General features: G+C 51.5%; 23 protein-coding genes. 6 read left to right on the forward strand and 17 right to left on the reverse strand.

Going from position 1 to position 21,887, the window contains the following annotated elements:
* The first annotated feature begins 94 nt into the window (after positions 1–94).
* Positions 95–466, forward strand: coding sequence for a recombinase family protein (locus EL628_RS30655; RefSeq protein WP_245994444.1), 372 nt, complete (start codon positions 95–97; stop codon positions 464–466).
* 15 nt (positions 467–481) lie between these two features.
* Here EL628_RS30655 and EL628_RS25645 read toward each other — a convergent pair whose 3' ends face one another.
* The 14 genes from EL628_RS25645 to EL628_RS30885 form a co-directional block, all read right to left on the reverse strand.
* Positions 482–892: a hypothetical protein gene (locus EL628_RS25645; protein ID WP_126582839.1), complete on the reverse strand. Its 411-nt coding sequence runs from the start codon at positions 890–892 to the stop codon at positions 482–484.
* Positions 893–922: 30 nt separating this feature from the next.
* Positions 923–1,327, reverse strand: a complete 405-nt coding sequence (locus EL628_RS25650; RefSeq protein ID WP_126582840.1) for a PPOX class F420-dependent oxidoreductase — start codon at positions 1,325–1,327, stop codon at positions 923–925.
* 32 nt (positions 1,328–1,359) lie between these two features.
* A complete protein-coding gene (locus EL628_RS25655) occupies positions 1,360–2,973 on the reverse strand; it encodes an amidase (RefSeq protein ID WP_161975768.1) in 1,614 nt (537 codons plus the stop codon).
* Between the two features lie 22 nt (positions 2,974–2,995).
* Positions 2,996–3,217, reverse strand: coding sequence for a DUF8691 family protein (locus tag EL628_RS25660; RefSeq protein ID WP_126582842.1), 222 nt, complete (start codon positions 3,215–3,217; stop codon positions 2,996–2,998).
* A gap of 108 nt (positions 3,218–3,325) precedes the next feature.
* Positions 3,326–6,529, reverse strand: a complete 3,204-nt coding sequence (locus EL628_RS25665) for a winged helix-turn-helix domain-containing protein (protein ID WP_126582843.1) — start codon at positions 6,527–6,529, stop codon at positions 3,326–3,328.
* A gap of 90 nt (positions 6,530–6,619) precedes the next feature.
* Positions 6,620–6,985, reverse strand: coding sequence for a DoxX family protein (locus tag EL628_RS25670; protein ID WP_126582844.1), 366 nt, complete (start codon positions 6,983–6,985; stop codon positions 6,620–6,622).
* Between the two features lie 60 nt (positions 6,986–7,045).
* On the reverse strand, positions 7,046–8,254 hold the full coding sequence (locus EL628_RS25675) for a cytochrome P450 family protein (protein ID WP_126582845.1): 1,209 nt from the start codon (positions 8,252–8,254) through the stop codon (positions 7,046–7,048).
* A gap of 18 nt (positions 8,255–8,272) precedes the next feature.
* Positions 8,273–8,533 (reverse strand): hypothetical protein, encoded by a 261-nt coding sequence (locus EL628_RS25680; RefSeq protein ID WP_126582846.1) that lies wholly within the window; start codon positions 8,531–8,533, stop codon positions 8,273–8,275.
* 4 nt (positions 8,534–8,537) lie between these two features.
* Entirely contained in the window at positions 8,538–9,860 is a 1,323-nt protein-coding gene (locus EL628_RS25685) for a glycosyltransferase (protein ID WP_126582847.1), read from the reverse strand.
* 56 nt (positions 9,861–9,916) lie between these two features.
* Complete coding sequence (locus EL628_RS25690; protein WP_126582848.1) at positions 9,917–10,813, reverse strand: DUF4013 domain-containing protein; 897 nt, start codon at positions 10,811–10,813, stop codon at positions 9,917–9,919.
* A 12-nt stretch (positions 10,814–10,825) separates the two neighbouring features.
* A complete protein-coding gene (locus EL628_RS25695) occupies positions 10,826–11,452 on the reverse strand; it encodes a TetR/AcrR family transcriptional regulator (protein ID WP_161975769.1) in 627 nt (208 codons plus the stop codon).
* Positions 11,453–11,727: 275 nt separating this feature from the next.
* Positions 11,728–12,438, reverse strand: a complete 711-nt coding sequence (locus tag EL628_RS25700; protein ID WP_126582850.1) for a P-loop NTPase family protein — start codon at positions 12,436–12,438, stop codon at positions 11,728–11,730.
* A 286-nt stretch (positions 12,439–12,724) separates the two neighbouring features.
* Complete coding sequence (locus EL628_RS25705) at positions 12,725–13,531, reverse strand: nucleotidyltransferase domain-containing protein (protein WP_126582851.1); 807 nt, start codon at positions 13,529–13,531, stop codon at positions 12,725–12,727.
* 110 nt (positions 13,532–13,641) lie between these two features.
* Entirely contained in the window at positions 13,642–13,770 is a 129-nt protein-coding gene (locus EL628_RS30885) for a hypothetical protein (RefSeq protein ID WP_281276571.1), read from the reverse strand.
* 774 nt (positions 13,771–14,544) lie between these two features.
* On the opposite strand from EL628_RS30885, the gene EL628_RS25710 reads away from it, so the two are divergent.
* Positions 14,545–15,372: an MBL fold metallo-hydrolase gene (locus EL628_RS25710; protein ID WP_126582852.1), complete on the forward strand. Its 828-nt coding sequence runs from the start codon at positions 14,545–14,547 to the stop codon at positions 15,370–15,372.
* A gap of 166 nt (positions 15,373–15,538) precedes the next feature.
* Here the strand turns inward: EL628_RS25710 and EL628_RS25715 are convergent, their stop codons facing one another.
* The 3 genes from EL628_RS25715 to EL628_RS25725 form a co-directional block, all read right to left on the reverse strand.
* Positions 15,539–16,324 carry an alpha/beta hydrolase family protein gene (locus EL628_RS25715; RefSeq protein ID WP_126582853.1) on the reverse strand — a complete coding sequence of 262 codons (786 nt, stop codon included), beginning with the start codon at positions 16,322–16,324 and terminating at the stop codon, positions 15,539–15,541.
* Positions 16,325–16,568: 244 nt separating this feature from the next.
* Entirely contained in the window at positions 16,569–17,612 is a 1,044-nt protein-coding gene (locus EL628_RS25720) for a phosphotransferase family protein (RefSeq protein WP_126582854.1), read from the reverse strand.
* Entirely contained in the window at positions 17,603–18,280 is a 678-nt protein-coding gene (locus EL628_RS25725; RefSeq protein ID WP_126582855.1) for an RNA polymerase sigma factor, read from the reverse strand. The genes EL628_RS25720 and EL628_RS25725 overlap by 10 nt, the downstream gene beginning before the upstream one ends.
* A gap of 504 nt (positions 18,281–18,784) precedes the next feature.
* Between EL628_RS25725 and EL628_RS25730 the strand changes: the two genes are divergently transcribed.
* From EL628_RS25730 to EL628_RS25745, 4 genes are all read left to right on the forward strand, one after another.
* Entirely contained in the window at positions 18,785–19,381 is a 597-nt protein-coding gene (locus tag EL628_RS25730; protein ID WP_126582856.1) for a class I SAM-dependent methyltransferase, read from the forward strand.
* Positions 19,382–19,416: 35 nt separating this feature from the next.
* Positions 19,417–20,064, forward strand: coding sequence for a hypothetical protein (locus EL628_RS25735; protein ID WP_126582857.1), 648 nt, complete (start codon positions 19,417–19,419; stop codon positions 20,062–20,064).
* Positions 20,065–20,306: 242 nt separating this feature from the next.
* Positions 20,307–20,666, forward strand: a complete 360-nt coding sequence (locus EL628_RS25740) for a cupin domain-containing protein (RefSeq protein WP_126582858.1) — start codon at positions 20,307–20,309, stop codon at positions 20,664–20,666.
* A 186-nt stretch (positions 20,667–20,852) separates the two neighbouring features.
* Entirely contained in the window at positions 20,853–21,623 is a 771-nt protein-coding gene (locus EL628_RS25745) for a class I SAM-dependent methyltransferase (protein WP_126582859.1), read from the forward strand.
* Positions 21,624–21,887 lie beyond the last annotated feature (264 nt).

The following is a 21,887-nucleotide window of genomic DNA, read 5'->3' on the forward strand; positions in this document are numbered from 1 at the left end:
CAGAACAAAATGGCATGAGATATCTTGCAGAAGACCTCTACAAACTGTATCGTCTTTGTGATCGCAAAAAGGTTAAAAGGAGACAAAGACAACAATGAGTAAAAATCTCGCATATATCCGCGTATCTCACAACAAACAGGATGTCAAAAACCAGAGGTATGAGATCCTTGAGGCATCGAGGCTCAAAGATCTCAAAATTGATGAGGCGATGCAACGATTAGAAGAAGGCGACGCCCTGATTGTCACCGAGCTTTCCAGGCTGGGGCGCAACACCGCCGAAATCATCGCGTTGGTAAATGAACTGCTCAAGCGTGGCATTCGACTGATTGCCTTTAATACTCAAGGGCCAACAGTTACTATTTTCGCTAGCATCTTAGCCCAACCTTCAGCATCACGGGCAGAACTGGTTCTGCCCGTTTTCGCAAAAAAAGGATGCAATGTACTCCCAAAGCAGCTATCTGCATGAGTGTTAGGAGGGTATTTATTGTCTCACGATCTGGGGGGCAGGCATCTGAGGTGCATCTTTTCCTTCGGCCTGCTTGAGATAGCGTGCACTCATGATACCAACAAACCCCATCGCACCTGCGCTTACCAGCAAGTGCGCGACCCGAACGAGCCAGTGCAAATTGCCAATGAGAAGCAGAAACTGATTCATCCCAAGGAGAGGTATGATCATCGCGTAGATGATGCCCAGTGCTCCAGCTACTCTCATCCCTCTGGTCAAGAGCAATACGATACTTAAAGCCAGCAGAGCCAATGTAACGACAAGACCGAACAACATATGTACAGAAAGAAAGCTTCTATTGGCAAACCAGTGCAAAAGTCCCAACACCAGCGCTCCTGTGCCCGCAATATTACTTATCCAGTGAATGATGTGAACTATTTTTTTCATAAAAAAAACCTTTTCAATATTTCAATGCTGCTATTGCCAGGTGATTTTCTTTGTGACAAACTGCCCATCTTGAAAGGCTGGTGCATCAACGCCCCAGCTCCAGGAGACTTTTGGCGTAATGACAATGTAGGTGCCGGGACCTCGATACCCTTGCTCAAGGGTGACAATCTCAGCCTCTCCATGTACCTTGATCGCACGTGGCATCAGTGGCTCAAGTGAGGGCAGGTCATCAATGATGAGCGAGACCAGGGTGTGTCCAGAGACGACATTTTTATACTTGCGTGAGCGCTCTAAGGCATAGCCGCTCATAGAGAAGCGCTCCCCATCAAATCCAAAGCCTACCGCGTCAACGTCAGGTTGACCATTTACCGCCACGGTTGCAAACCTTGCCAATGTCTGGCTTTGAAGAAATGCGCGTTCTTTTTCCGAAAACATAATCTTCTCTTTCTTTTCAAAAAAAACATTCTCTATGAGAGGAGAGCATCTCCCGAAACGGGCAGGCATGGACCGGTATGCTCTTCCAGTGCCGCCATCAGCGCTAAAACGATATCCTCTCGCCAGGGGCGAGCTACCACCTGCACGCCTACTGGCAGACCTGCGCTGCCCATCTCAACGGTACGGGCAACACGTTCAACGCTATCTTTCCCAACGTTGCGCTCGCTCTCCTCACCCGGGTGCACACGAGTAATGGGGGCCACGCCAGCAGGCAGACCTAGCAAATTGTAGAGGATAGCATAGCTGCCAGCGTTGGTCGGATTTAAGGTGCCACTACTGCCATGTGTCAGGGCTGGAAGTGCATGGGGCGGGCAGAGAAGAGCATCAAACTGGCTAGCTGTAAGCGCGGCAAGGAAGCGTTCGCGATACTGATTGCGCTCTTGTACCAACTGCCAGTACTGATCGACCGACAACGCTCCACGAATAGACTGCAACGAAGACGCCATGTGAGCCTGTCCACTTTGCTTGAGCAGGCCTACCAATGGTCCACGAACGATCCCAGGCAGGCTGCTTACCCGCATATTAAAGCTGATGCGGCGATCACGGGGATCTCCTGCGAGATTGCGTTTATAGGTCGCAAAACCATCCGCACCCACCAGTCCAACATAGAGCCGGACCGCTTCCGCCACATTGGGTGGGTTCCAGGACTCAACGATAGCACCACGTGCACGCAAGGCCTGCGCCGCTTCCTCCACCGCACGACGTACCGCTGGTGCTACCGAAAAAACGCCATTATCGGTATACATGCCGATACGCAGACCTGAAAGAGAGACGGCGGCTGGGTCGGGCCAGAGAACAGGCGGCACCAGAGGATCAATCTCGTTCAAGCCAGGAGCCGCGAGCACGCTCATTGCCAGGCGCAGGTCTTCAACGCTACGTGCAATGGGAGCGGGCTGAGCGATAATACCTTCCTGTCCACCAACATAGGCGTGAGGAGCGGTATCATGATGGGTTAATCTTCTGGCCGTGGGAAGCAGGCTATAGAGGCCACTGAAATGTGCGGGCACCCGAATACTTCCCCCAAAATCGCCTCCCAGGCCAAGAGGCGAACCGCCAGCGGCGATAATAGCGGCTTCTCCTCCACTGCTCCCGCCAGGTGTACGGTCCAGGTTCCAGGGATTATTTGTGCGGCCATAGACCGGATTATCAGATTCATGATACATCAGCAGTTGTGAGACATTGGTCTTGCCCAGTGGAATGGCACCGGCCTTGCGAAGCCGCTTCACAAGGGGGCCATCATACTCCATGAGCCGAGATTGCTGATGGTGAATACCAACAGTTGTGGCTGTGCCAGAGACCATAAATTGCTCTTTAAGGGTGATGGGTACACCGTGGAGAGGGCCAACGGACGCTCCCTGTGTTAGCAGGCTATCAGCCTGGCGTGCCTCAGCGCGTGCCTGCTCAAAGAGCGAGACGACGACGGCGTTCAGATGTGGATTGACCGCTTCGATACGGCGAATATGTGCTTCTATAACCTCCTGCGAGGAGATGCGCCCCTCAGCAATGCGGTGAGCTAGCTCCGATGCGCTCAGGCTGGTGAGAGCCACATCTTTATGGGGGGGCCGTGTAGATGAATAAGCTGTCATGATACATACTCCTTTTGGTTGATTATCGCTCTTCCTGGACGGATGACCGCTCATCCGTCTCAAGGCAGACCAGGACCAGGCCGAGACTGCGAATTTTGAGTAGAACCTGATAGAGTGCTGCTTGATCGGCAAGTGATCCGTGCAGCAACGTTTTACCAGATGTTTCAGGGAGAATCATCAGATTTTCGAACCATTCTTGCCAGGATGGATCAAGATGGCCTTTGATCCAGATGTGGCATTGCATACGAATCATCCTCTCTTCGTTCAGATGTTCTAGAGGATACAGCACAAATGGGTGAGTTAACATCACCCGATGGGATGGTTAGAAGTGGGTGAAGAAAAACAGAGAGGATTAAAGCAAAGATAGGCTTCGTGCCATCGAACCTGCCTCAACACGGTTGTGAACGCCTAGCTTGCGATAAAGACTTTGCACATGAGTCTTCACTGTATTGACTGAAATCACCAGTGAATGCGCAATTTCCGGGTTGGTTCGCCCTGCAACGAGCAAGCGCAAGATGCGTTGTTCCTGCTCACTAAGGGGTTCCAGCACAAATGATTTTTTTCTGGCATGTGGCCTCTTCTCCACACCGCGTTCCAGTGTAAATGCATCCAAGAGGTTTTGCGCATACGAGAGGAGAGGCATCTCGCGCAGTTCTGGCAGGAATGTTTGCAGCAGGTTCTCCATTGCAGGACCTTCGTCTAGAAAGACGCGTTGGAAATTCTCGGGATATGCTAATCGTAAAGCCTGTAAAAGAGCATTTTTGGCCTGATTGTGTTCATGACAGGCAAAGTGAGCCAGCGCTTCGAGAAGACAGATTTCCAGAACGCTCCGTTGGCGTCCCTGCGCCTGGGCCTTCTCTTTCCAGAAGGCCAGTTCTCGCAATGCATTCTCTTCCTTCTGTTGCGCAATATGCCAACGTGCGAGCACCAGGGCTTCTTCCTGCTGGAACAGCAGGGGGAGCGCCTGCGTCTCTTCGCCATCTAGGGACACGTCTGCCTGATCCTCTTCCTGTGCCCATTGCTCAACGGCTGAAAGCTCTCCAGCAGCCAGGTGCAATCGAGCCTGGCTGGTACGTATTGCTCGCAAAGACCAGGGGAAGAGCGCCTGTATCTCCCATTGTGAAAGCACGTCCTGGGCCTTCTGTACCTCTCCACAAGCGTGTAGCAGGCGAACCTGGACAAGTGCGCCCGATGCCAGAACATGGATGACTTTTTCCGGCGTTGCTCTCAATGTCAACGCTCCCGAGAGATGACGCTGCGCATCGGCAAGATCATTGTGCTCGTACGCAAGTTGTGCAAGCGCATGATAAGCCCAGGAGACAAAGAACGGTTCAGTGCTTCCTGTAGAGAGCTGCAATTGCTGTTGTGCAATCTCCTGCTCTTCATCTATATAGGCAAGGGCCTGCTGATAGTACTGTGCAGCTCTGCGCAACTCGCCCTTTTCCAGGCAGGCCCCTCCTAATATGAGGGATGTTGCGAAGGCAGCAGAAAGATTGCCGAGGTTTTTGAGCTTCCTATACCCTTCACGGAAAATCTGAGAGGCCTCCTCTACCTCACCTGCCAGAAAAACTTCTAAACCATGCAGCACAGCATTGTCTGGAGAGATCAGACTCTGTTCGGAAAGCAGTGGTCGAGCCTGACGAACTAACATGAACGTGGTAGCAACATCCCCCTGAAAAAAGGCCAGATTGGCGTGCAGTTGCAGAGTTTCCCCCAGTTTCTCCCACTGTTCCTTTGCCTCAAAGCCCTGCGTCGCCCACTGAAGAAGCTGTTCGACCTGTCTCCAGGTTTTGAGCGAACGCCGATCAGTCGTAAACATCAATGCGAGAACAGACTGCAAACAGAGGTCTGGCCGCGTCCGCATGATCTCCTCAGGTAGTTGTCTCAGCCAATGAGACAATGTATGATACGCATTATGGAAACTCTCTGGGATGACAACGCGCTCGATCAGCGATGCCGCACGAGCAAAATCTTCTCCCTCCAGTGCGGCCTCAATCGCTTCCGGAAGCATCTGCTGCTGCTCATACCATTGACTGGCTTTGCAGAACAGTGAATGGACAACAGTGGTTCCCAGGCGGCGGCGAGCCTCGTGCTGCATGGCCTGCGCCCACAGCGCGTGATAGCGATACCACTGCCGACTTTCATCCAGGGGTTGGAGGAAAAGATTCGCCCGTTCTACCTGTTCCAGCAAACGATCGCTATCCTCTCTGCCCCTGATGCTATTGCAAAGGGAGACGCTCAATCGATGGAGCACGCTGGTTTGCAACAAAAAATGGAGCACATCTTTCGGCAGACAAGCAATAACCTCTTCACGCAGATAATCGAGGAGGAAACGCTGGCTACCACTAAGCATATGCACCGAAGCCGAGGGATTCATCTGTTTCTGTAAGAAGAGGGCGGCCATGTGGAGGCTGGCAATCCAGCCCTCTGTGCGTGCTTCTAACAGCGCGGCATCAGCCTCTGAGAGGGCAAGTCCCATGCTCTGGGTAAGAAAGCATTGTGTTTCTTCCCGCGTAAAGCGCAGATCGGTATCGCGGAGCTCTCCTAAATGTCCACGCGCACGGAGCCGGGCAAGGGGAAGGTCTGGGTCGACACGACTGGCAATCAAAAGATGCACATGAGCGGGCGGATGCTCCAGCCAGAAGGTCAGAGATGCGTGAATGGCCGGCTCATCAATGACATGATAATCATCCAGGATCAGCAGAATGGGTGAGGCCTCCGCCTCTCTGTCAGACAACTCATTGAGCAGGGCCGTTACAGAGAGAGAGAGTGGCTCAGGTGTAGGTGCTTGCAGTAAGGCGAGCGCACGTGTTCCAGTCTCTGGACAACATCTGCGAAGTGCAGCGATCAGCGAGATCCAGAAGCGCCTCGGGTCATTATCGAGCGCCTCGAGAGAGAGCCAGGCAACCGATTGAGAATGCCTGGATGCCCATGCTGAGAGCAGGGTCGTCTTGCCCCAACCAGCAGAAGCGGAGAGCAGGGTGAGCGGACGAGAAAGGGAGGCATCTAAAGTCGAGAGCAATCGCTCTCGCACCACCAGCGTGGCGGGCAAGCGTGGAGGGGAGAGTCTGGTCATCACCATCGTCATCCTCAGTTCGTTGAGACCGTTGCCAGACTCGGTGCTGGCTGCGGTTTGCAAGGAGGAGCGATTCACGTTCACACTCCTTGCCCACGTATTCTGTCCTGGCTCATCAGAGAGCACTTCAGCAAAAACATCATCTGGTGGAAGAGGTATATCTCTTCTGAGCCGGGAAGCCATCTCCTCCAGGCGCGTGAGCGTGAGGTCTGCTGTTCTTCCCAGATAGCGCTTGATGAGCCTTGAACCGACCCGGTTGTAAGCATACCAGTACCCGCTGCCCCACTTCCTGGACTCCTTCCGCACCGTCAGTTGTCCCTGCCTCCCGCGAAAGGCAAAGGAGGCAATTGTATCGAGCCAGGTAAACCACTCAGGTTCTCCTGGGGTGATCGTGAGGATAGGACTATCTCTCTGGTCGTACAGTTCATAGTTTTCCCGTTCGACCTGCCAGGTTAGATGATATGGGGCAGCTTTTGGCATACTTTCCTCAATGATTTTTGTTACCCAAGATATTCTCTTTTCCTGAGATTATACGCATTGGGTAACAAAAATGCAAGAGATTGTTGATGATTACACTGGCAGAATGAATGCGCGGTAGATGGCTACAATCAGAAGGAGGACGATAATGCCGAGGCACAATATGGCCTGAGGCTGCTCTTTGCTGCGCTGATGAGAGACGACCGCTCCGACCATAATCGGTAGAAGCAGAGCTGCTGCGAGCGGGGTGAGCCAGGGCAGGATCTGTGTCCAATCCGGCAGGATCAATCCAAAGGCTGCCAGCAATTCGGCAAGGCCAATAAAGCGACCGAAGCCAATTGATAGTGAGCTTTTTTGGAACTGCTCTTTCACTCGTGCTGGCATGATCAGGAACAAGACTCCGTGCAAGAGAAACAGAAGTGCCAGGATGCTTTGTATAATCCACAGAATGATGGTCATGGCAATTTCCGCCTTTCGTTCTACGACAACAATAGGAAGCAAGAGAGGTCCTGCTCAGTTTTAGAAGGTTACGGGAAGCGCCTCGAGTCCACGCAGGATCATACCGCCGCGCCAGCGCAGGTCCTCGGGCTTCCTTGCCAGATGGAGATTGGGCAGGCGTTGGAGGAGTGTAGGTATGGCGATCTGCCCTTCGAGTCTGGCCAGGGGCGCCCCGAGACAGTAGTGAATACCTTGTCCGAAAGCAAGGTGGCGGTTATTCGTCCGTGCAATATCGATGGTGTCTGGATTATCGAAGTAGTTGGGGTCGCGATTAGCTGATCCAACCACAGCCAGAACCATCTCCCCGCGTGGAATAGTCGTGCCAGCAATAGTGACGTCTTCGCGAGCATAGCGCTCGGTCGCCGTTTCAGCGGGACAGACGAAGCGGACCAACTCTTCAATTGCGCTTTTGCTCAGCTCTGGTGCGTTGCGTAGCTTTTGCATCTGGTCAGGATGCTCCATCAGTGCCAGCATGCCGCTACCGATCAGGTTTACTGTTGTCTCATGACCAGCGCTGAGGAGGAGGAAAATCATGGAGACAACCTCATCTTCATTGAACATATCGTTGCCTTCTCTGGCTTGTACCAGCGCGGTAATCAGGTCGTCCTGAGGGTGGGCCTGGCGCTCTTTGATCTGTTTGCGCAGGTAGCGCATAAAGCTCATCATCGCAGGCACAATCACCAGAGGATTCGGATTTGACGCGGCTGAAAGGAAGGTTTTGGTCCAGCGATGGAACTTGTTGTTGTCGCTGCTGGGAATACCCAGAATGCGTGCGATCATGGTCAGAGGCAGTGGTAAGGCGTAGTCAGCGATCAGATCCATCTGTCCCCTGGGCGCAATCCCCTCGAGCAGCTCGTCGGCCACAACCTGAACCTGATCCCGCATCTGCTCAATACGCCGGGGCGTAAAGGCTTTATGGACCAGGACACGCAAACGGGCATGATCAGGATCATCCAGGCTGAGGAGACTCTTTGAGAATGGCTTGAACATAGCTGGCATGCGTGGAGCCTTCTTCAACTGTTCTGGTGTCATAGCGTTCTTGGGATCTTTGACAAAGCGCTCATCCTTCAATACCTCCAGTACGTCGTTGTAGCGTGTAACCAGCCAGGTTCTGCCGAATCGTTTGAGTGTCACAGGATAGACCGGGGCTTCGGTTCTCAGTCTGGCATAGAACGGAAATGGATTGGCTTTGAATGTCGCGTTGGTGATATCAATAGTTGTCAGTTCCATACTCTTGTGCTCCTTGTTTTACTGTTTGGCGTAACGATGATCTTTTGCTATCTCTCCCTGAGTGGTAGCGATGGTATCTTCTCCTTGAGATGCGGGGGCATCCCGTAAGAACACTGCCACGACCAGGATGAGCAGACTGAGGCAGAACGTGATGACAAAAGCCTGATGAATACTGCTCGCTAATGCCTGCCGCACGATCTCAAAAAGATGGTCGAGGAGCGACGTCGGGGCAAGCCCCTTCTGTACAATGCTCTGGCGATACGCTGTACTGGTGAGCACCTGCTTATCGGTGGCCGCTTTCAGAAAGGCTGCTGGTAGGTGGCGAGCGGCGTCTGGTAGGGGAAAGACTTTTCTTCTGGCTCTGCTCGATGATCTCAACTGCTCGTGCAATGCCGTTCTCAGCGCGGATACGCTGACCAAGTGTGGCCGCCTTCGCACGCATCGCGTTATCGTTCATGGCCTGCTCGATAGCATGAGTGAGCCTGTCGGCGGTGAGATTTTTGCGCAGGATCGGTTGCGGTCCGACGCCGAGCTGGTGGACGCGCCGACCCCAGAATGGCTGGTCGGCGAAGAAGGGGACAATGATCGAGGGAACTCCTGCCGCCAGTCCCGCTGCGGTGGTACCGACGCCACCGTGATGGACGACCGCCGCCATGCGTGGGAAGAGCCAGCTATGCGGGATCGACTGTGTCATGTAGACATTCGACGGCAACTGCTCTTTTTTGAGGCCGCCCCAGCCTTCATAGACCACGCCGCGCTGGCCGGTGCGCTCCAATGCTTGTAGGACCAGGTCCGCTGTCTCTTCTGGCTTGCTATTAGTCATGCTGCCGAAGCCGACATAGACCGGTGCGGGACCCGCTTGCAAGAATTGCACAAACTCGGTGGGTGGCTCCCAGCCTTCGGATGGCTCGAGAAACCAGTAGCCAGTGACGTGTTGCGATGCATCCCAATCGTGTGGTCGTGGAATAACATGCTGGCTATAGCCGTAGAGTGTTGGCAGCTTGCTTTTGCGCAAAGCGGAGAAGGGTCCCCAGAACGAGGATGGTTTCAGGTGCAGCGCCTGTGTGCGAACTTTCGTATCTCCGCCACGGAACGATTGCCACATCATCTGCTGCGCGATAGAGTGGGATGGCTTGTTGAGCCATCGGGTCAGTGGAGACTGTGGCAGGGGCGTCAGCGCGCTGGGAAACTCGCTGGTCGGATGGAAAGGAACCAGGTAAGCAAGCAGGAGTGGGATGTTGAGATACTCCGAAAGCGAAGCGCCGCCGGCGATGCCACTGAGCCCACCCAGCAGAAGATCTGACCCTTCACAGGCGCGTATGCTGGTCTCAATGCCCTGTAGCGCCTGCTTTTCGGATGCTTCCCGCATACGTGCCAGAACGGTGAGCATGTTTCCTTTGTCTAAGAGCCCTTGCATCTCTTTGGCGACAGCCTCAGCACTACCGCCAGTCGAAAAAGCCTCCAGGCCATACTCGGTGATCAGCGATTGAAAATCGTCTGAAGTCACGACGCGAACAGCGTGACCTGCATCCTTCAAGCCCTTGCCCAGCGCTACATAAGGCTGAACGTCGCCACGGCTCCCTCCGGCAATAATCGTAATCTGCATAACGTGTGTACTCCTGTCTTTATTTGTATGCTTGAACGGTAGTCCGTATGTCTGTACTAGACGGCCGTTGGCGTCTCTGAAAAAGAGACATTGTTTGATGTTGTCGTGCTGTTGATTGGTGTGATGCCAATCTGCATCCCATAGTGGGCAAAGAGATACCACATTGCTAGCGAGCCGACGACAATGGTGAATAAGCCAGGCAGGACCAGCAAGATCAGGCCCAGACTGCTTACAAGGAGCGTGATGATTCCCAGCAGGAAGAGATTGAGTATGAGGATACTCGTGGTGGCGCTGTGCTGGAGAAGAAGCGTGATACTGGTCGTTGGTGAGAAGAGTCCCTGTTGCATGATCGCCTGACGTACTCCTCCCAGGCCCAGGCCAAGCCCGATGACAGAGATGAGCAGAGTGAGGAGAACGTACAGCACGATAGCTGCAGCGTTTGGTCTGCTAAAGTTCGCACCTGACACAACTGCTTGCAAGACAAAGATGGCCAGAATCATCACGAAAAGCGGTACGATCTTTGCGAAGATGGAGCCAGGTTTTGGTGCCGGCTTGACTGCGGCTCCTGTTTGTGTCTGCTTGCGTCTGCTCATGAGCAAGCCTCCAACGATGGCAATCAGAGGGGAGAGGATAAGGCTCAATGTCCCCATGCTGCTGGTGTTCACACGGAGACCAATTGTGCTCATTCCTATGATGGCTCCAGTTATAAGGATGGGCAGGCAGTAGAGGAGTCCAGCCAGTATCATGCGCAGACCATTGCCGAGTGCCTGTAGCCAGCGTATTGGTGGCAGATTGGCCTCTCCGGCGTAGACGGCCCGCACGATCTCGAGGCCATAGCCAAGGAGCATCAGCTGACCGATAACAGGAAGCAATTGCAGTAGTGTGAGAGCGAGAAGGCGGCGGGTCCAGCCCCTCCCCTGAAAAGGATAACGTAATGCCCGTGTCAGGATCATGGTTCAGTTCTCCTACAATGGTTCTTTTTTGATGCCGTTGACAATCAGTGAGGCAATCGTATCAGGCAATTCATCCCATTGTGCTTCAAGTGTTTGATCGCCCATGCTCTGTTCTAGCAACAGGCCAAGGATCATTCCTGCAATGGCACGTATCGTCAGATCAATATTTTGTGGTGAGATCACACCTTGTTCTGACCAGCGGCGCAGGTATGCTTCACCTCCTTGCAGCATCGGTCCCAGCACCTGTTGATGAAACCGTTCGCGTAGCTCCTGATTGACCAGAATCTCCGAGATAATCACTTTAAAGAGTTCAAAATTATCTTTTTTAAAGGCCATCAATGGCTGGAGCATAAAGGCCTTCATAACGCTATGAATGTCTGCATCGGATTCTAGCAAAAAGCTCATCTCCTGTTGAGCTCGCGTTCTTGGGGGCTCAAGGATGCCAAGCAAGAGCGCCGTCTTATTTTCGAAGTATTTATAGATCGTTCCATCCGCCAGATCAGCCTCGCGCGCGATATCTTTAATGGTCGTCGTATGGAAGCCTTTCTGCGCGAACACCTTGATCGCCGCATCGAGAATCTGGGCGCGCCGGGCTACAGCCAACTGCTCTTGTAGGGACGCTTTCACGGGATCTTTCATAAGTCTGCCTCCTTTTTGTGAATGAATGATCATTCACAGTGAATGAGTGTGCATTCATTATGATAATAGAAAGATGTCAGGTTGTCAAGACTTGCGAAGGTTGCTCTGGCCTTTCTGATGGAAGAACCAATTGCCTCCAGCGCGTTCCAGGCATTCATTGCAGTCACTCGACAGGTCCTGATGGAGCCTCTTGAGCAATGAGACGCTGCAAGAGGTGCTTCACCAGGGCTTGAGTCGTGGTAAGGTAGGGACACAGCATTGGGAACATTTCATGCTTATTCCACGCTGCAATCTCTCTTTTCTGCTCTCTCTTTGTGCTGTTGTGCCAGGAATGTAAGCAGTTGAGCGCGCTCGCGATTGTTTTTTACAATAATGAGTTTCTGCTTGTATTTTTCGAGATACTGATATAAAAACGCTCTTGTAGGTGGGCTGACAACCTCTCTCCCATACGCCTCAAGGCGCATGAGCAAACGCTCGGCATCAGGCGGCTCTGTGTCTGCTCTTTGGTCTTCGAGGCAGCGGCTCATCGCTTCTACGACCTGCTGGTCACACTGATTGAAGTAGAATTGGCGGGTATCTCTCATAAATGAGATGAGAGACTTGATTCCTGGATGAGGATTGTTTCCTAGCAGGCTTTTGATGATATGACGGCGTATGATGCGAGAGGCCGCCATTCTCCAGGACACCTGAAGCAAGATGATATAGTCCGCATCATGAAGCATGGGTTCGGTCCAAAGAGCTGAGTTGCCTTCGATGACCCAGCCTGGAAGCGTGGTAAATTTGAAGGCACTCTTTATCGAGGTTCTATTGAGCCAGTCTCTCTCGTCTGTCCAGCTTTCCCTGGCAGGGACGTCCAGTTCGTCGATCCACTTTCCTCTACCAAGTGTGTCCAGTTCGTAAAAGGGAAGACCGAATTTGGCACCGATTTCTGCTCCTAGCGTTGTTTTCCCGCTGCCAGAGCCTCCTACGATGTGGATTTTGAGCATGACACGTCCTTCCTTTGAAGTGTCTTCTTCTCTCTAAAGGGAAACACCTTGCACTATGGCCAAAAGAGTTGAGAAATTCTTTCAATAGCTTCTATGAAGGGAGCACCTTTTCACCTCAGCTTGATAGTAGGAACGAACCAACACTCGTGCCCCGCGTAAAACATCAAAAAGAGGAATCAACGGGCAATCTTTCCAATGGACCCTCCTCAATGAAGAATGCTTGGAAAACTATGTGAGACATGACATGTTTGTCTCACATAGTTTTCGGTAGAGAGATGTAATTCCTCTATAGTTCCGTTAGTAGCTCAAGACGTTTCTCCACAACCACACGTGGATTTTGAGGAGCAGAGCCGCCCATTTCCACCACACTCGGCATCAGGTTCTCCATCTTATCGCATAAGCGACGGAGGGCTGCGATCTGCTCTTCTTGCGTCGTATAAAGTTGAATGCGCGAAGCTTTCGTGAACTGAGGGTATTCGCCCTTGAGTGCTGCTTGTACCTCGCGTATGCTCTCCTCAAGCCACATCAGGAGCATATGGTATTGCGACAGGTGGCCCTTGAGAAGATTCTGGACGTTACTGGCAGCAATCATCCAGAAGAAGCCAATCTGTATTGAGGCTCGTTGCATACTCTCCTCAATGCTTTCAACTTTTGATGCGGGGGGATCAGGCAGGCCAACTCTATCGAAGAGCAGGTGGCATGGGCGTTCCTGGTACGCTTTCGCCTGGGGAATCAACATCCAGTCAACGTTCTGCCCAGATTCCTGGTACGCAACATAGGTGAACGTGCCACCCATGATATTATTCCCATGTGAATCAAAAATGATGGCAGGTGTTCCAAACTGTCTGAACAGTGCCAACCGTTCAGGAGTCGTTTTCGCTCCAGATTGCCAGGGTTTAGCACACAGACTCTCGCTATATGCCTCAGCGACGACGACATGAACATCCAGATCACTCTGCCAGGTTTTCTCGCCACGCCCATAGCTGCCAGCCAACCACGCCGCAACAAAACGCTCATCATTGTGCAGGCTCTCTGTTATCTTTGCCAGGAGACATTCGCGCGTCTGCACAAATACTTCTCGTTTACTTGACATCTTTTCTGTTCCGTTTCTTTATTCGCTCGTAACGCCGACGTCATTCTGAGCCGATGGAAGGCTGAAATGACGGCTTTTTTAGATGCAAAGAAATGACCATTTGTTTTGCTTCAATGGGACATCAGATTGAGCCAGACCACTGCCTGTTCAGAGATGAGCTTGAGGAGATTCGCCTCGTAGAATTCACGTATGAGCTCGTGATGTCTGACCAATTCATAATGCTTTGTGATGGATGACATGTGGAAACCTCTTTCCGTGAGAAAAACAGAACTATTGTAGCAAGACGTTGTGGGAACGATGGAGCGGAAAGAGATGATGGAGAATCAGGCATGTGCCTGTAAGAGCGCACTCGACGCTCTTTACCAGAAAAAAGGCAGCATGAACCTGTAAGGTGGGGAAATGGGGAAAATCAGCAATGTGCTTGCCGGAGTTCCAAACCAAACACCTGTGTTGCCGTGCGCTTCTCCATACCTCTGAGCACCATCGAATGCTTGCGCTGCTATTCGCTGGATTCTCTTCAGCAAATCTGAAAGAATCGCCATGTGATGATAGACCCAACCAGGTAGAGAAAGATTGAGCAATCATCCCCCCGGAAAGATACAGAGAATAGCGAGGAGCAAGAATAGTGGTGTTTGTTTCAATACATGAAAATGAAACAGAATGGAGTTAGCGGTTATCTGGCATAGATGTAGGAACCTCCAAAGAATACTGAATGCCTAATCAGTATACAGTCTCATCTCTGCATCTGTCAAGAAGTAGTATGCTACACATAGGGATTCGCGAAAATCAGCGAGGAGGTAAAAAAAGAGTCAATCCAGTAGTTGGCACTTCATATAACAAGCGTGCTATAATCTATTCATCGAGCAAATCGATAAGAGCAAGTAATCCACGTGCTACCATACTGTCAAGCCCAACAGGAAACTGGTAGCTTCCACAACAATGATCCTGCAGAGTAAGCCTTTCAACTCGCTTGCCCTCGGGATCATTGTTGTGTGTTGTGAAAAGGGAAAAAAATGGCTGATTTGACTATTCAGGAGATTGTTCCAGGAGTGAATGCAGCCCTTGGAGGTGTTTGCAATCGCGGTCTGATCTCACAAGGTGGAAGTGTCCTCGTCATCGATTCTGGGATTGCTGTGACCGAAGCAGCGCCTTTACGTGCTGCTGCACAAGAACGTCGGAAAGACGGAGCACTGTACCTTTTTAATACACATCCCCATGGCGATCATGTCTATGGGAACCAGGTATTTACGGACAACCCTATCATCGCACACGAAGGGGTACGAAATAATCTGATTACTCATGGAGAGGAGACACTTGCTGCCTGGCGCCAGAATCAGGATATGGCTGCATTGATAAGCGATGTGGTTATTACGCCTCCTACGCTGACCTTCCGAGACCATCTGACCCTGTTCGTTGGTGATATTGAAGTGCAATTGCGCTATCTTGCCCGGGCACATAGCCTGAGCGATAGCGTCGCGTGGTTACCTCAATCTCGCACTCTCTTTACTGGCGATCTCCTCTTCAATACCTTTGTTCCAGCGCTACCTCGCGGTGGAAGTGTGGAGAACTGGATTCAGGCGCTGGAAAAGCTCATAGCTCTGGAAGCCGAGCACGTCATTCCCGGCCACGGACCGATCCAAACGGCGGAAGCTCTGACGGACCTACGACGCTGGTTTCTCTTCCTGCGTACCCAGGTTGGGGAAGCGCTTGCCAGCGACTGGGATCGGGAGACGACCATCGCCAACATCGTGCCGCAGCTCCAGAAATTTGACCCGCGCGGCAATGAAGAACGTCTTCCAAACGTTATCGGGCAGGCCTTCGATGAATTAAGCAAGGCATAACTTTCTCTCTCCTTGCGGGAGGGTGATGCACTCACGCTCGTATGCTCAGCCTCCCGCGCCTCTCTCCTGGCTCCCTCAGGGCTTTACCACCCCAAAAAAACCTCGTTTTTTTCCTTCAAAAAGACTCCTCCCGCAAAAGGAGTAAGGAGTATGGCCAATTGCGAGCTTAGTGCACAATGCCTTGTTCATGAAGCCAGTTGAGCACGGCCATAGTACCTTCCTCTGGAGCCGTTTCCAGACCGTGATTCCCATGCTCGATTTCAAGATAATCAACCGGTTGGTTGAGCCGTTTCAAAATCTCGTAGCCCAATCTGGCATCTGTACGCCGATAGATGTTATCTACCCCTCCTTGCAAGAAAAAGACAGGACATGTGATATTCTGTAGATGGTAGAGAGGCGCATTGCTCACGAAATCTTTGAAGAAATCGAGACCAAATTGCGTCCCATACAGTTCGACAGTCCCACCTGCAGAGAGTGTGTCCAGATGATCAACAAGCAATTTGGCGGGACCAGCAGGCATGTGAATGTAGTTTCCCAGCGCTGTAGCAACAGAGATAACAAACGCAAGCTGCGTAGGATACGTGATGGCACAACGCAGCACAGCCGTCGTCCCCGAGCTGATACCAAGCGCCCCGATGTTGTGTGGGTCAGCCCACTCCTGAGCCGCAACATAGGTGCAGACATCACTGAGATTATCTGCCCATCGACCATAGGTCATGAAACGATAATCCCCACCGGTCTCTCCACAGCCAAAAAAATCAAAGGCGACAACTGCCATCGACAACGCAATCAGGCGCTGGCATACCTGCTCGGCAAATACATTCAATGTTTTATCACCGCCCCAACCATGGCAGATAATAAGCACCGGCAACTGCGCTTGCCATTCATCAGGAAGGTACACGATTCCACTATTCTGGTCACCAGTCTCCAGGCGAAATGTAGAGGTTTTCATACGCTCGTCCTTTCATAGATATCAATACATAATCTTTGTGCTTCGTATGTGTCTATGGCAAAAAAACAGGCGTGGAAATTCTTCATGATAGTTGCGTATTTTTGATCAGGATCAGGAGGAGTATGTCTCAACATCAATTGCTCAATAAGCAAACGTATGTACGCATTGACGAACCTGCAAGCAGGATGGGAGCCACAGTCGTACATAGTGATTGGGCATAGAATATCATACAGAAAAAGAGAAATCAATCTTTTCTGTTATTATTCTCATACGGGCTGTGCTCATTGGAATGAGATCTATTGAAGGTGAATAATTCTGACCACCTGCTTGCTTTTAATAAGTGATTAAAAACTTCCTGCCGAGTGGCAGGCCATTGAAATTCGTTTTCCTCTGCACAAAGAAGCCGTAACCGGAACGTGTCAAAATTTGGCTCTTTTCCATACCCTGCAAAGAGAGGTGTCCACCAATCCCTTCCCGTAAACTCTCTTACCATCTCGATCGCAATCTTTACGAGATCCTGGAGACTGTCGCCTGCTGAGGCGACCTCCAGGTCCACACAACCCGAAACCATCCATTTTCTAACTTCATTTTGGGAAAGGTAGAATTGGTGAGCATGACAATCGCCATGCGTGAAGCGAGGGGGCTGATATTCTGCTTCTAGTGCCTCTTTGAGCGTTGAGAACAGTGTTTGTAGCCGTTGTATTGTCTGCTGAGAGAGTTTGCTCTGTTCCTGTTGCAACTGTGCCAGGGCATTTATTTGTCTCTGTCTCGCTGACCAGATTGGATGTTGCCACTGGGTATCGTCAAGCGGTCCGTCAGGTTTATTGTCCACGATGTAGCCAGGAAATCGAAAAGTAATACTATGCATCTTTTGTAAATACTCTCCTGTGATCCTGAGCAACTCATCCCATTGCAACGCATCATTCTGATAGTGCTTAAGTAGTTCAATTAGCGACCTCCCTTGCAGTTTCCTTGTCAAAAGAAAAGGTCGACCAAGAGGATTCTTCCGCGTATGCAAAGCAAGTACCACATCAGGAGTTGGCAGCCCGTGAGAAGCAAGGAGAGAGCACGCGCTCTGTTCATGCCGTACTGAGAACCCTGTTTCAACATCCTCTGGTGGGTACCACTCTTTGGTATGTGTCTTCAGGAAAAAGATGTCCTGTGGACACTCAATTCGATAGACATGATTGTATTCCTTAATCAAGGTAACAGTGACTGGCTCATGTATACCAATAAGGTGCATAATCTCTTGAGCTTGCTTCTGCATCATTTGTGTGGTTATTTGCATTGTTTCGCGTCCTCCGTGGCATAGGGTCTTGCGCCTGGAATGAGGTTTGGGCTATATCTCTCGAAAAGTGGCTCCCACCAACCTTCTCGAAGGTAAATGAGGATTGCATGCGCTGTATGAGCAATCGCATCCTGTAGACGAGGGAGAAGATGCTCCTTGAGCCGCAGCCGAGCAGAGTAGAGACACTTCTTAATTGTGTTTACGGGTAAATTGAGCGCGGAACTAATTTCTTGTTGTGTATAGCCTGAGAGATAAAAGAGGTCCACAATCTGGTGTTGTTTTGGTGGCAACAGAGCAATAGCTTGTTGAACTACTGCCTGTACCTCATGTCGCTCAGCAATGTCTTGCAGAGGATCAGCGCCAGAATCAAATGAGGCTATTGCCTCAAGTGGAAGATGCTCAAAGGATGGCTTTCGTAAGAGACGATGGCATTGATAGAAAACAATCTGGCGAAACCAGCCAGGAAATGCTGCAGGCTCTTTCAATTGTGGTAAATGGAGATAGGCCTCAATAAGAGCTTCTTGTACAGCATCCTGGGCAAGGATATAATCTCCTAAACAATGATATGCTGTAGCATATGCCATCTGCTGAAACTGATTGATAAGGCTCTCATAAGCCTCTTTACTTCCTGCCTGAGCGGTCTCAACCAGTGTGTAAAACTCGTCCATATCTTTCCTCGTGTCCGTGAAAAATCGAGCGTCATACTAAGAAGTGCCAAAAGAGATGCAAAAGGTTCCCATGAATAAGGGGGCTTCCCTCGGTTAATCCCCAATAAGATTAAATATATCCCAGAGTCAGAGGAAAAAGTTGGTGAAAGTTCACTTTCATCAAGTAATCCCTCATATTCTCTATCAACACGCACACGTTTCTGCATACAAAAGCAGTTGAGCTAATCAAGAATGGGATGAGCCTGCTCCATGTTCAGAAGGGGTGAGCTCACCTAACCTCTGAAATGCCCCTGGTTCTACGCCAAATTCTGGATTCCACCATGCTGTTTCACGGATGTCACCTCTTTTTTGTGAACAATCAGGGGCATTTGTTCGGTAAAGAACGGTTCTTCTGATGTGTGCTTGGCTCCGAGGGATCTTCCTTGTATTCTTCTCTCTAGAGAATATTACATTCGATAGCAAACACACTGTTCTTCAAAATGAACAGAGAAAGAAAAGAGATGTATGAAAGACAACTCCTCCACACTTGATGTGGAACTCTTCGAGCGCTGGGGACCGACGTACGAACGTTCCTGGATGCAGCAACGCCTGTTTGATCCAGTCCACGCTGCCGTCTTACAGCACGCAGCAAGCTATTTCCAACCGGCGAATGTGCTGGATATCGGCTGTGGGAGCGGGAGACTCTTGCGAAAAGCTCATGTCTATTGGCCGGAGACACACCTTTTGGGGGTCGATCCGGCGCAAAAAATGCTAGAAGTTGCGCGCAAACTTACCCCGGAGGCTCACTTCTACCAGGGTTCTGGTGAGGCATTGCCTCTGGAAGATGCCTCGGTCGATCTCGCGCTCTCGACCATCTCGTTTCATCACTGGCACGATCAGGCCGCCGGTGTGCGTGAGGTCGCCCGCGTCTTGCGACCCGGAGGCTACTTTCTGCTCGCCGATTTCACTGCCCCGGCCTGGCTTACCTGGCTGTATCCACGTGTGCACAGTACGGCGCAGATGCGCGCGCTTTTTGAACAGGCGGGTCTGGAGGTACAGGCCCAGCCAGGTCCTGTTGCGCGCTTCGTGCGCATTACCATCGGCACACGCGCCAGCAAATGACTGATGCCGAAATATAGGTCAGGAGGAAAGAGATAATGAAATACACCATGTCATCAACAACGCTATATCGCTTGAGTGGAATCAGCGTACTCATCGGGGGCCTGTTCGCTGCTCTTGCTGCGGTTCCCGTCTTCTTCACGGGTGAAGATCCTGCCAGTTCTCTCGCCGCCACAGCGGCTCTGCTTCGTATCATTGGCGACATGTTGATTGTCGTAGGGTTGCCTGGGGTCTATAGCAGACAAGCCCAACAAGCAGGTCTCTTCGGGCTGATCGGTTTCCTCTTCACATTTGTCTACATCCTTATCCAGGGAGTAGTCGGTGATACCGTCGAAGCCTTCATTCTGCCATTCCTCGCATCGGCAGCCCCATCTCTCGTGAAAGGATCGCCTCCACAAGGATTAGTGATCTTTTTTCTGGTTGGAGGGCTGTTGGGAGTAGTGGGTAGCGTGTTGCTTGGCGTCATGACGCTGCGCGCTAAGACAGTGGCGCGCTGGGCAGGTCTCCCGCTCATCGTTGGGGTTGTACTCAGCTTAACCGCTCCCTTCCTGCCACCAGTAGTGGGCACGACGGGCATGGTGCTGTTCCTCATCGGGTTGGCCTGGCTCGGTTTTGGGGTGTGGTTGCCTCGACAGCCCACGAGCCAGCTTGAGCTTCCACTAATGCCACTGGGACCTGAGATATGAAACAGGCGCAACTGCCTGGAATGCTGTTAAGAAGAAAGATCATGAGCAGCTATACCATATGACGACCAGACCGGACCTGGGAGGCTCTCTCATTGTGATGGCTATCGCTCTGGTATTCGGGCTACTCTCAAGCTTGCTCATCTCTCGGAGAAGCCATACTTCACCACAGGAGGAGGCGGACCAACGAGTACCGAACAACCTGTCGGCTAGCTAGCGGTCTGTCGGAGAAAAGGAGATGGTTCATGGAGAAAGTTCGCCTCACTGAGAAATTCGCATTGTTCGAGCAACATTGGACCCCGAAAATTGTTGGGGAGTTGAATGACTCCTATGTCCTTCTTGCGAAGCTGAAAGGCAAGTTGTTCTGGCATATGCACGAAAGGGAGGATGAGCTCTTTCTGGTGATCAAGGGCACACTGCTCTTGAAATTGCGTGATCGGGATGTCAGGTTGAAAGAAGGAGAGTTTTTTATCGTTCCGAAAGGAGTTGAGCACCTGCCAATAGCAGAAGAAGAAGCCCAGGTGTTGCTGCTGGAACCAAAATCTACAAGGCATACCGGCAATGTGGTAAATGAGCGGACAGTGATGGACTACGAACGTCTTTGAGCGTCTTTCACAAACGCTTCATCAAGATATGATTCATACCAATCTGCACTCCACATGGTAAACTAGGGATAGAGAAAAAGGAGCAGGAGGGTATCAATGGGTCTTTTTCTCTATCACCCATATGTTCTGAGACAAAGCAGTGATCTTCAAGACGAGAGCAAAAAATAGGAGAAAGGAGAAGATTGCATGTCCTACCTATTTCAAGATACAGAGAGAGCGGCACGAAGGTTACACGTCGTTGCCAACGTGTTTGCTTTCTCAAGCCGTCCTTTCCTGCATGCGGCAGTTGGCGCAGCACCAGAGGTTGTCATCGATCTGGGATGCGGGCCGGGGTATACTACACGCCTTCTGGTAGAGGTCACGCAATGCGCTCAGGCTATCGGTCTTGATAGCTCCGAACGTTTTCTCTCGCAGGCTCGGAGCAATGCACCTGCGCATCTCTCCTTTGTTCGTCATGATGTGACAGAGATTCCTTTTCCAACTGGGCAGGGCGATCTCATCTTCTGCCGCTTGCTCCTGACTCACCTTCAAGACCCGCTGGCAGTGCTTGATCGATGGGGGACACAACTGCGTCCAGGGGGATTCTTATTGGTGGAAGAAGTTGAGTGGATTCGGACGGAGCACCCGCTCTTGTGCCAGTATCTGGAGATCCAGGCAGCCCTGCTCAGACAACAGGCAAATGAGCTCTACATCGGTCCGTTGTTGGCGCGACATCAGGTAGGTGAGGGGCTCAGATGCTCCCTGAGTCGCGTCTATCAATTGCCTGTTTCGACGGCGCAGGCAGCGGCCATGTTTTCCATGAATCTCCCATCGTGGAAACACCATCCTTTCGTCCAGCAATACTACGGGCGCATCATCGATCAACTGGAACGAGATTTGCAGGCGTTGGCGAACCATGCAATCAGTGAAGGAGAGAATGTGTGGGGCATGCGCCAACTTGCTTATGCGCGTACCTGAAACCTCCCTGGCATTCATGCCTGGGGTTCCTGTTGCTTACCTACCAGGAGTTGCTCTCTCCCGAAAGGGCAAGCGGCTCCTGGTGGGGCTAGGCAGGACTTTCAAGTCGATGCGCTCTGCCACGGGCAGCTTTTCCAGAAGCCACTGCGTCCATGCTTCGAGGCAAGACCTGCCCTCCATTCGCACGTTGTTACAGTTTCTCCTTAGTTTTGAGTCCTTCGAGGCGCTTGCGGGCCCTGCACGTCCTCTTGAAGACGTCGTTCC

This window comes from Tengunoibacter tsumagoiensis, from assembly GCF_003967535.1.
Lineage (GTDB): Bacteria > Chloroflexota > Ktedonobacteria > Ktedonobacterales > Ktedonobacteraceae > Tengunoibacter > Tengunoibacter tsumagoiensis.

Bases quoted from the DNA above. Each gene is read 5' to 3' on its own strand.
- EL628_RS30655 (WP_245994444.1), top strand. From the start codon at position 95: ATGAGTAAAAATCTCGCATATATCCGCGTATCTCACAACAAACAGGAT.
- EL628_RS25645 (WP_126582839.1), bottom strand. From the start codon at position 892: ATGAAAAAAATAGTTCACATCATTCACTGGATAAGTAATATTGCGGGC.
- EL628_RS25650 (WP_126582840.1), bottom strand. From the start codon at position 1,327: ATGTTTTCGGAAAAAGAACGCGCATTTCTTCAAAGCCAGACATTGGCA.
- EL628_RS25655 (WP_161975768.1), bottom strand. From the start codon at position 2,973: ATGACAGCTTATTCATCTACACGGCCCCCCCATAAAGATGTGGCTCTC.
- EL628_RS25660 (WP_126582842.1), bottom strand. From the start codon at position 3,217: ATGCAATGCCACATCTGGATCAAAGGCCATCTTGATCCATCCTGGCAA.
- EL628_RS25665 (WP_126582843.1), bottom strand. From the start codon at position 6,529: ATGCCAAAAGCTGCCCCATATCATCTAACCTGGCAGGTCGAACGGGAA.
- EL628_RS25670 (WP_126582844.1), bottom strand. From the start codon at position 6,985: ATGACCATCATTCTGTGGATTATACAAAGCATCCTGGCACTTCTGTTT.
- EL628_RS25675 (WP_126582845.1), bottom strand. From the start codon at position 8,254: ATGGAACTGACAACTATTGATATCACCAACGCGACATTCAAAGCCAAT.
- EL628_RS25685 (WP_126582847.1), bottom strand. From the start codon at position 9,860: ATGCAGATTACGATTATTGCCGGAGGGAGCCGTGGCGACGTTCAGCCT.
- EL628_RS25690 (WP_126582848.1), bottom strand. From the start codon at position 10,813: ATGATCCTGACACGGGCATTACGTTATCCTTTTCAGGGGAGGGGCTGG.
- EL628_RS25695 (WP_161975769.1), bottom strand. From the start codon at position 11,452: ATGAAAGATCCCGTGAAAGCGTCCCTACAAGAGCAGTTGGCTGTAGCC.
- EL628_RS25700 (WP_126582850.1), bottom strand. From the start codon at position 12,438: ATGCTCAAAATCCACATCGTAGGAGGCTCTGGCAGCGGGAAAACAACG.
- EL628_RS25705 (WP_126582851.1), bottom strand. From the start codon at position 13,531: ATGTCAAGTAAACGAGAAGTATTTGTGCAGACGCGCGAATGTCTCCTG.
- EL628_RS30885 (WP_281276571.1), bottom strand. From the start codon at position 13,770: ATGTCATCCATCACAAAGCATTATGAATTGGTCAGACATCACGAGCTC.
- EL628_RS25710 (WP_126582852.1), top strand. From the start codon at position 14,545: ATGGCTGATTTGACTATTCAGGAGATTGTTCCAGGAGTGAATGCAGCC.
- EL628_RS25715 (WP_126582853.1), bottom strand. From the start codon at position 16,324: ATGAAAACCTCTACATTTCGCCTGGAGACTGGTGACCAGAATAGTGGA.
- EL628_RS25720 (WP_126582854.1), bottom strand. From the start codon at position 17,612: ATGCAAATAACCACACAAATGATGCAGAAGCAAGCTCAAGAGATTATG.
- EL628_RS25725 (WP_126582855.1), bottom strand. From the start codon at position 18,280: ATGGACGAGTTTTACACACTGGTTGAGACCGCTCAGGCAGGAAGTAAA.
- EL628_RS25730 (WP_126582856.1), top strand. From the start codon at position 18,785: ATGAAAGACAACTCCTCCACACTTGATGTGGAACTCTTCGAGCGCTGG.
- EL628_RS25735 (WP_126582857.1), top strand. From the start codon at position 19,417: ATGAAATACACCATGTCATCAACAACGCTATATCGCTTGAGTGGAATC.
- EL628_RS25740 (WP_126582858.1), top strand. From the start codon at position 20,307: ATGGAGAAAGTTCGCCTCACTGAGAAATTCGCATTGTTCGAGCAACAT.
- EL628_RS25745 (WP_126582859.1), top strand. From the start codon at position 20,853: ATGTCCTACCTATTTCAAGATACAGAGAGAGCGGCACGAAGGTTACAC.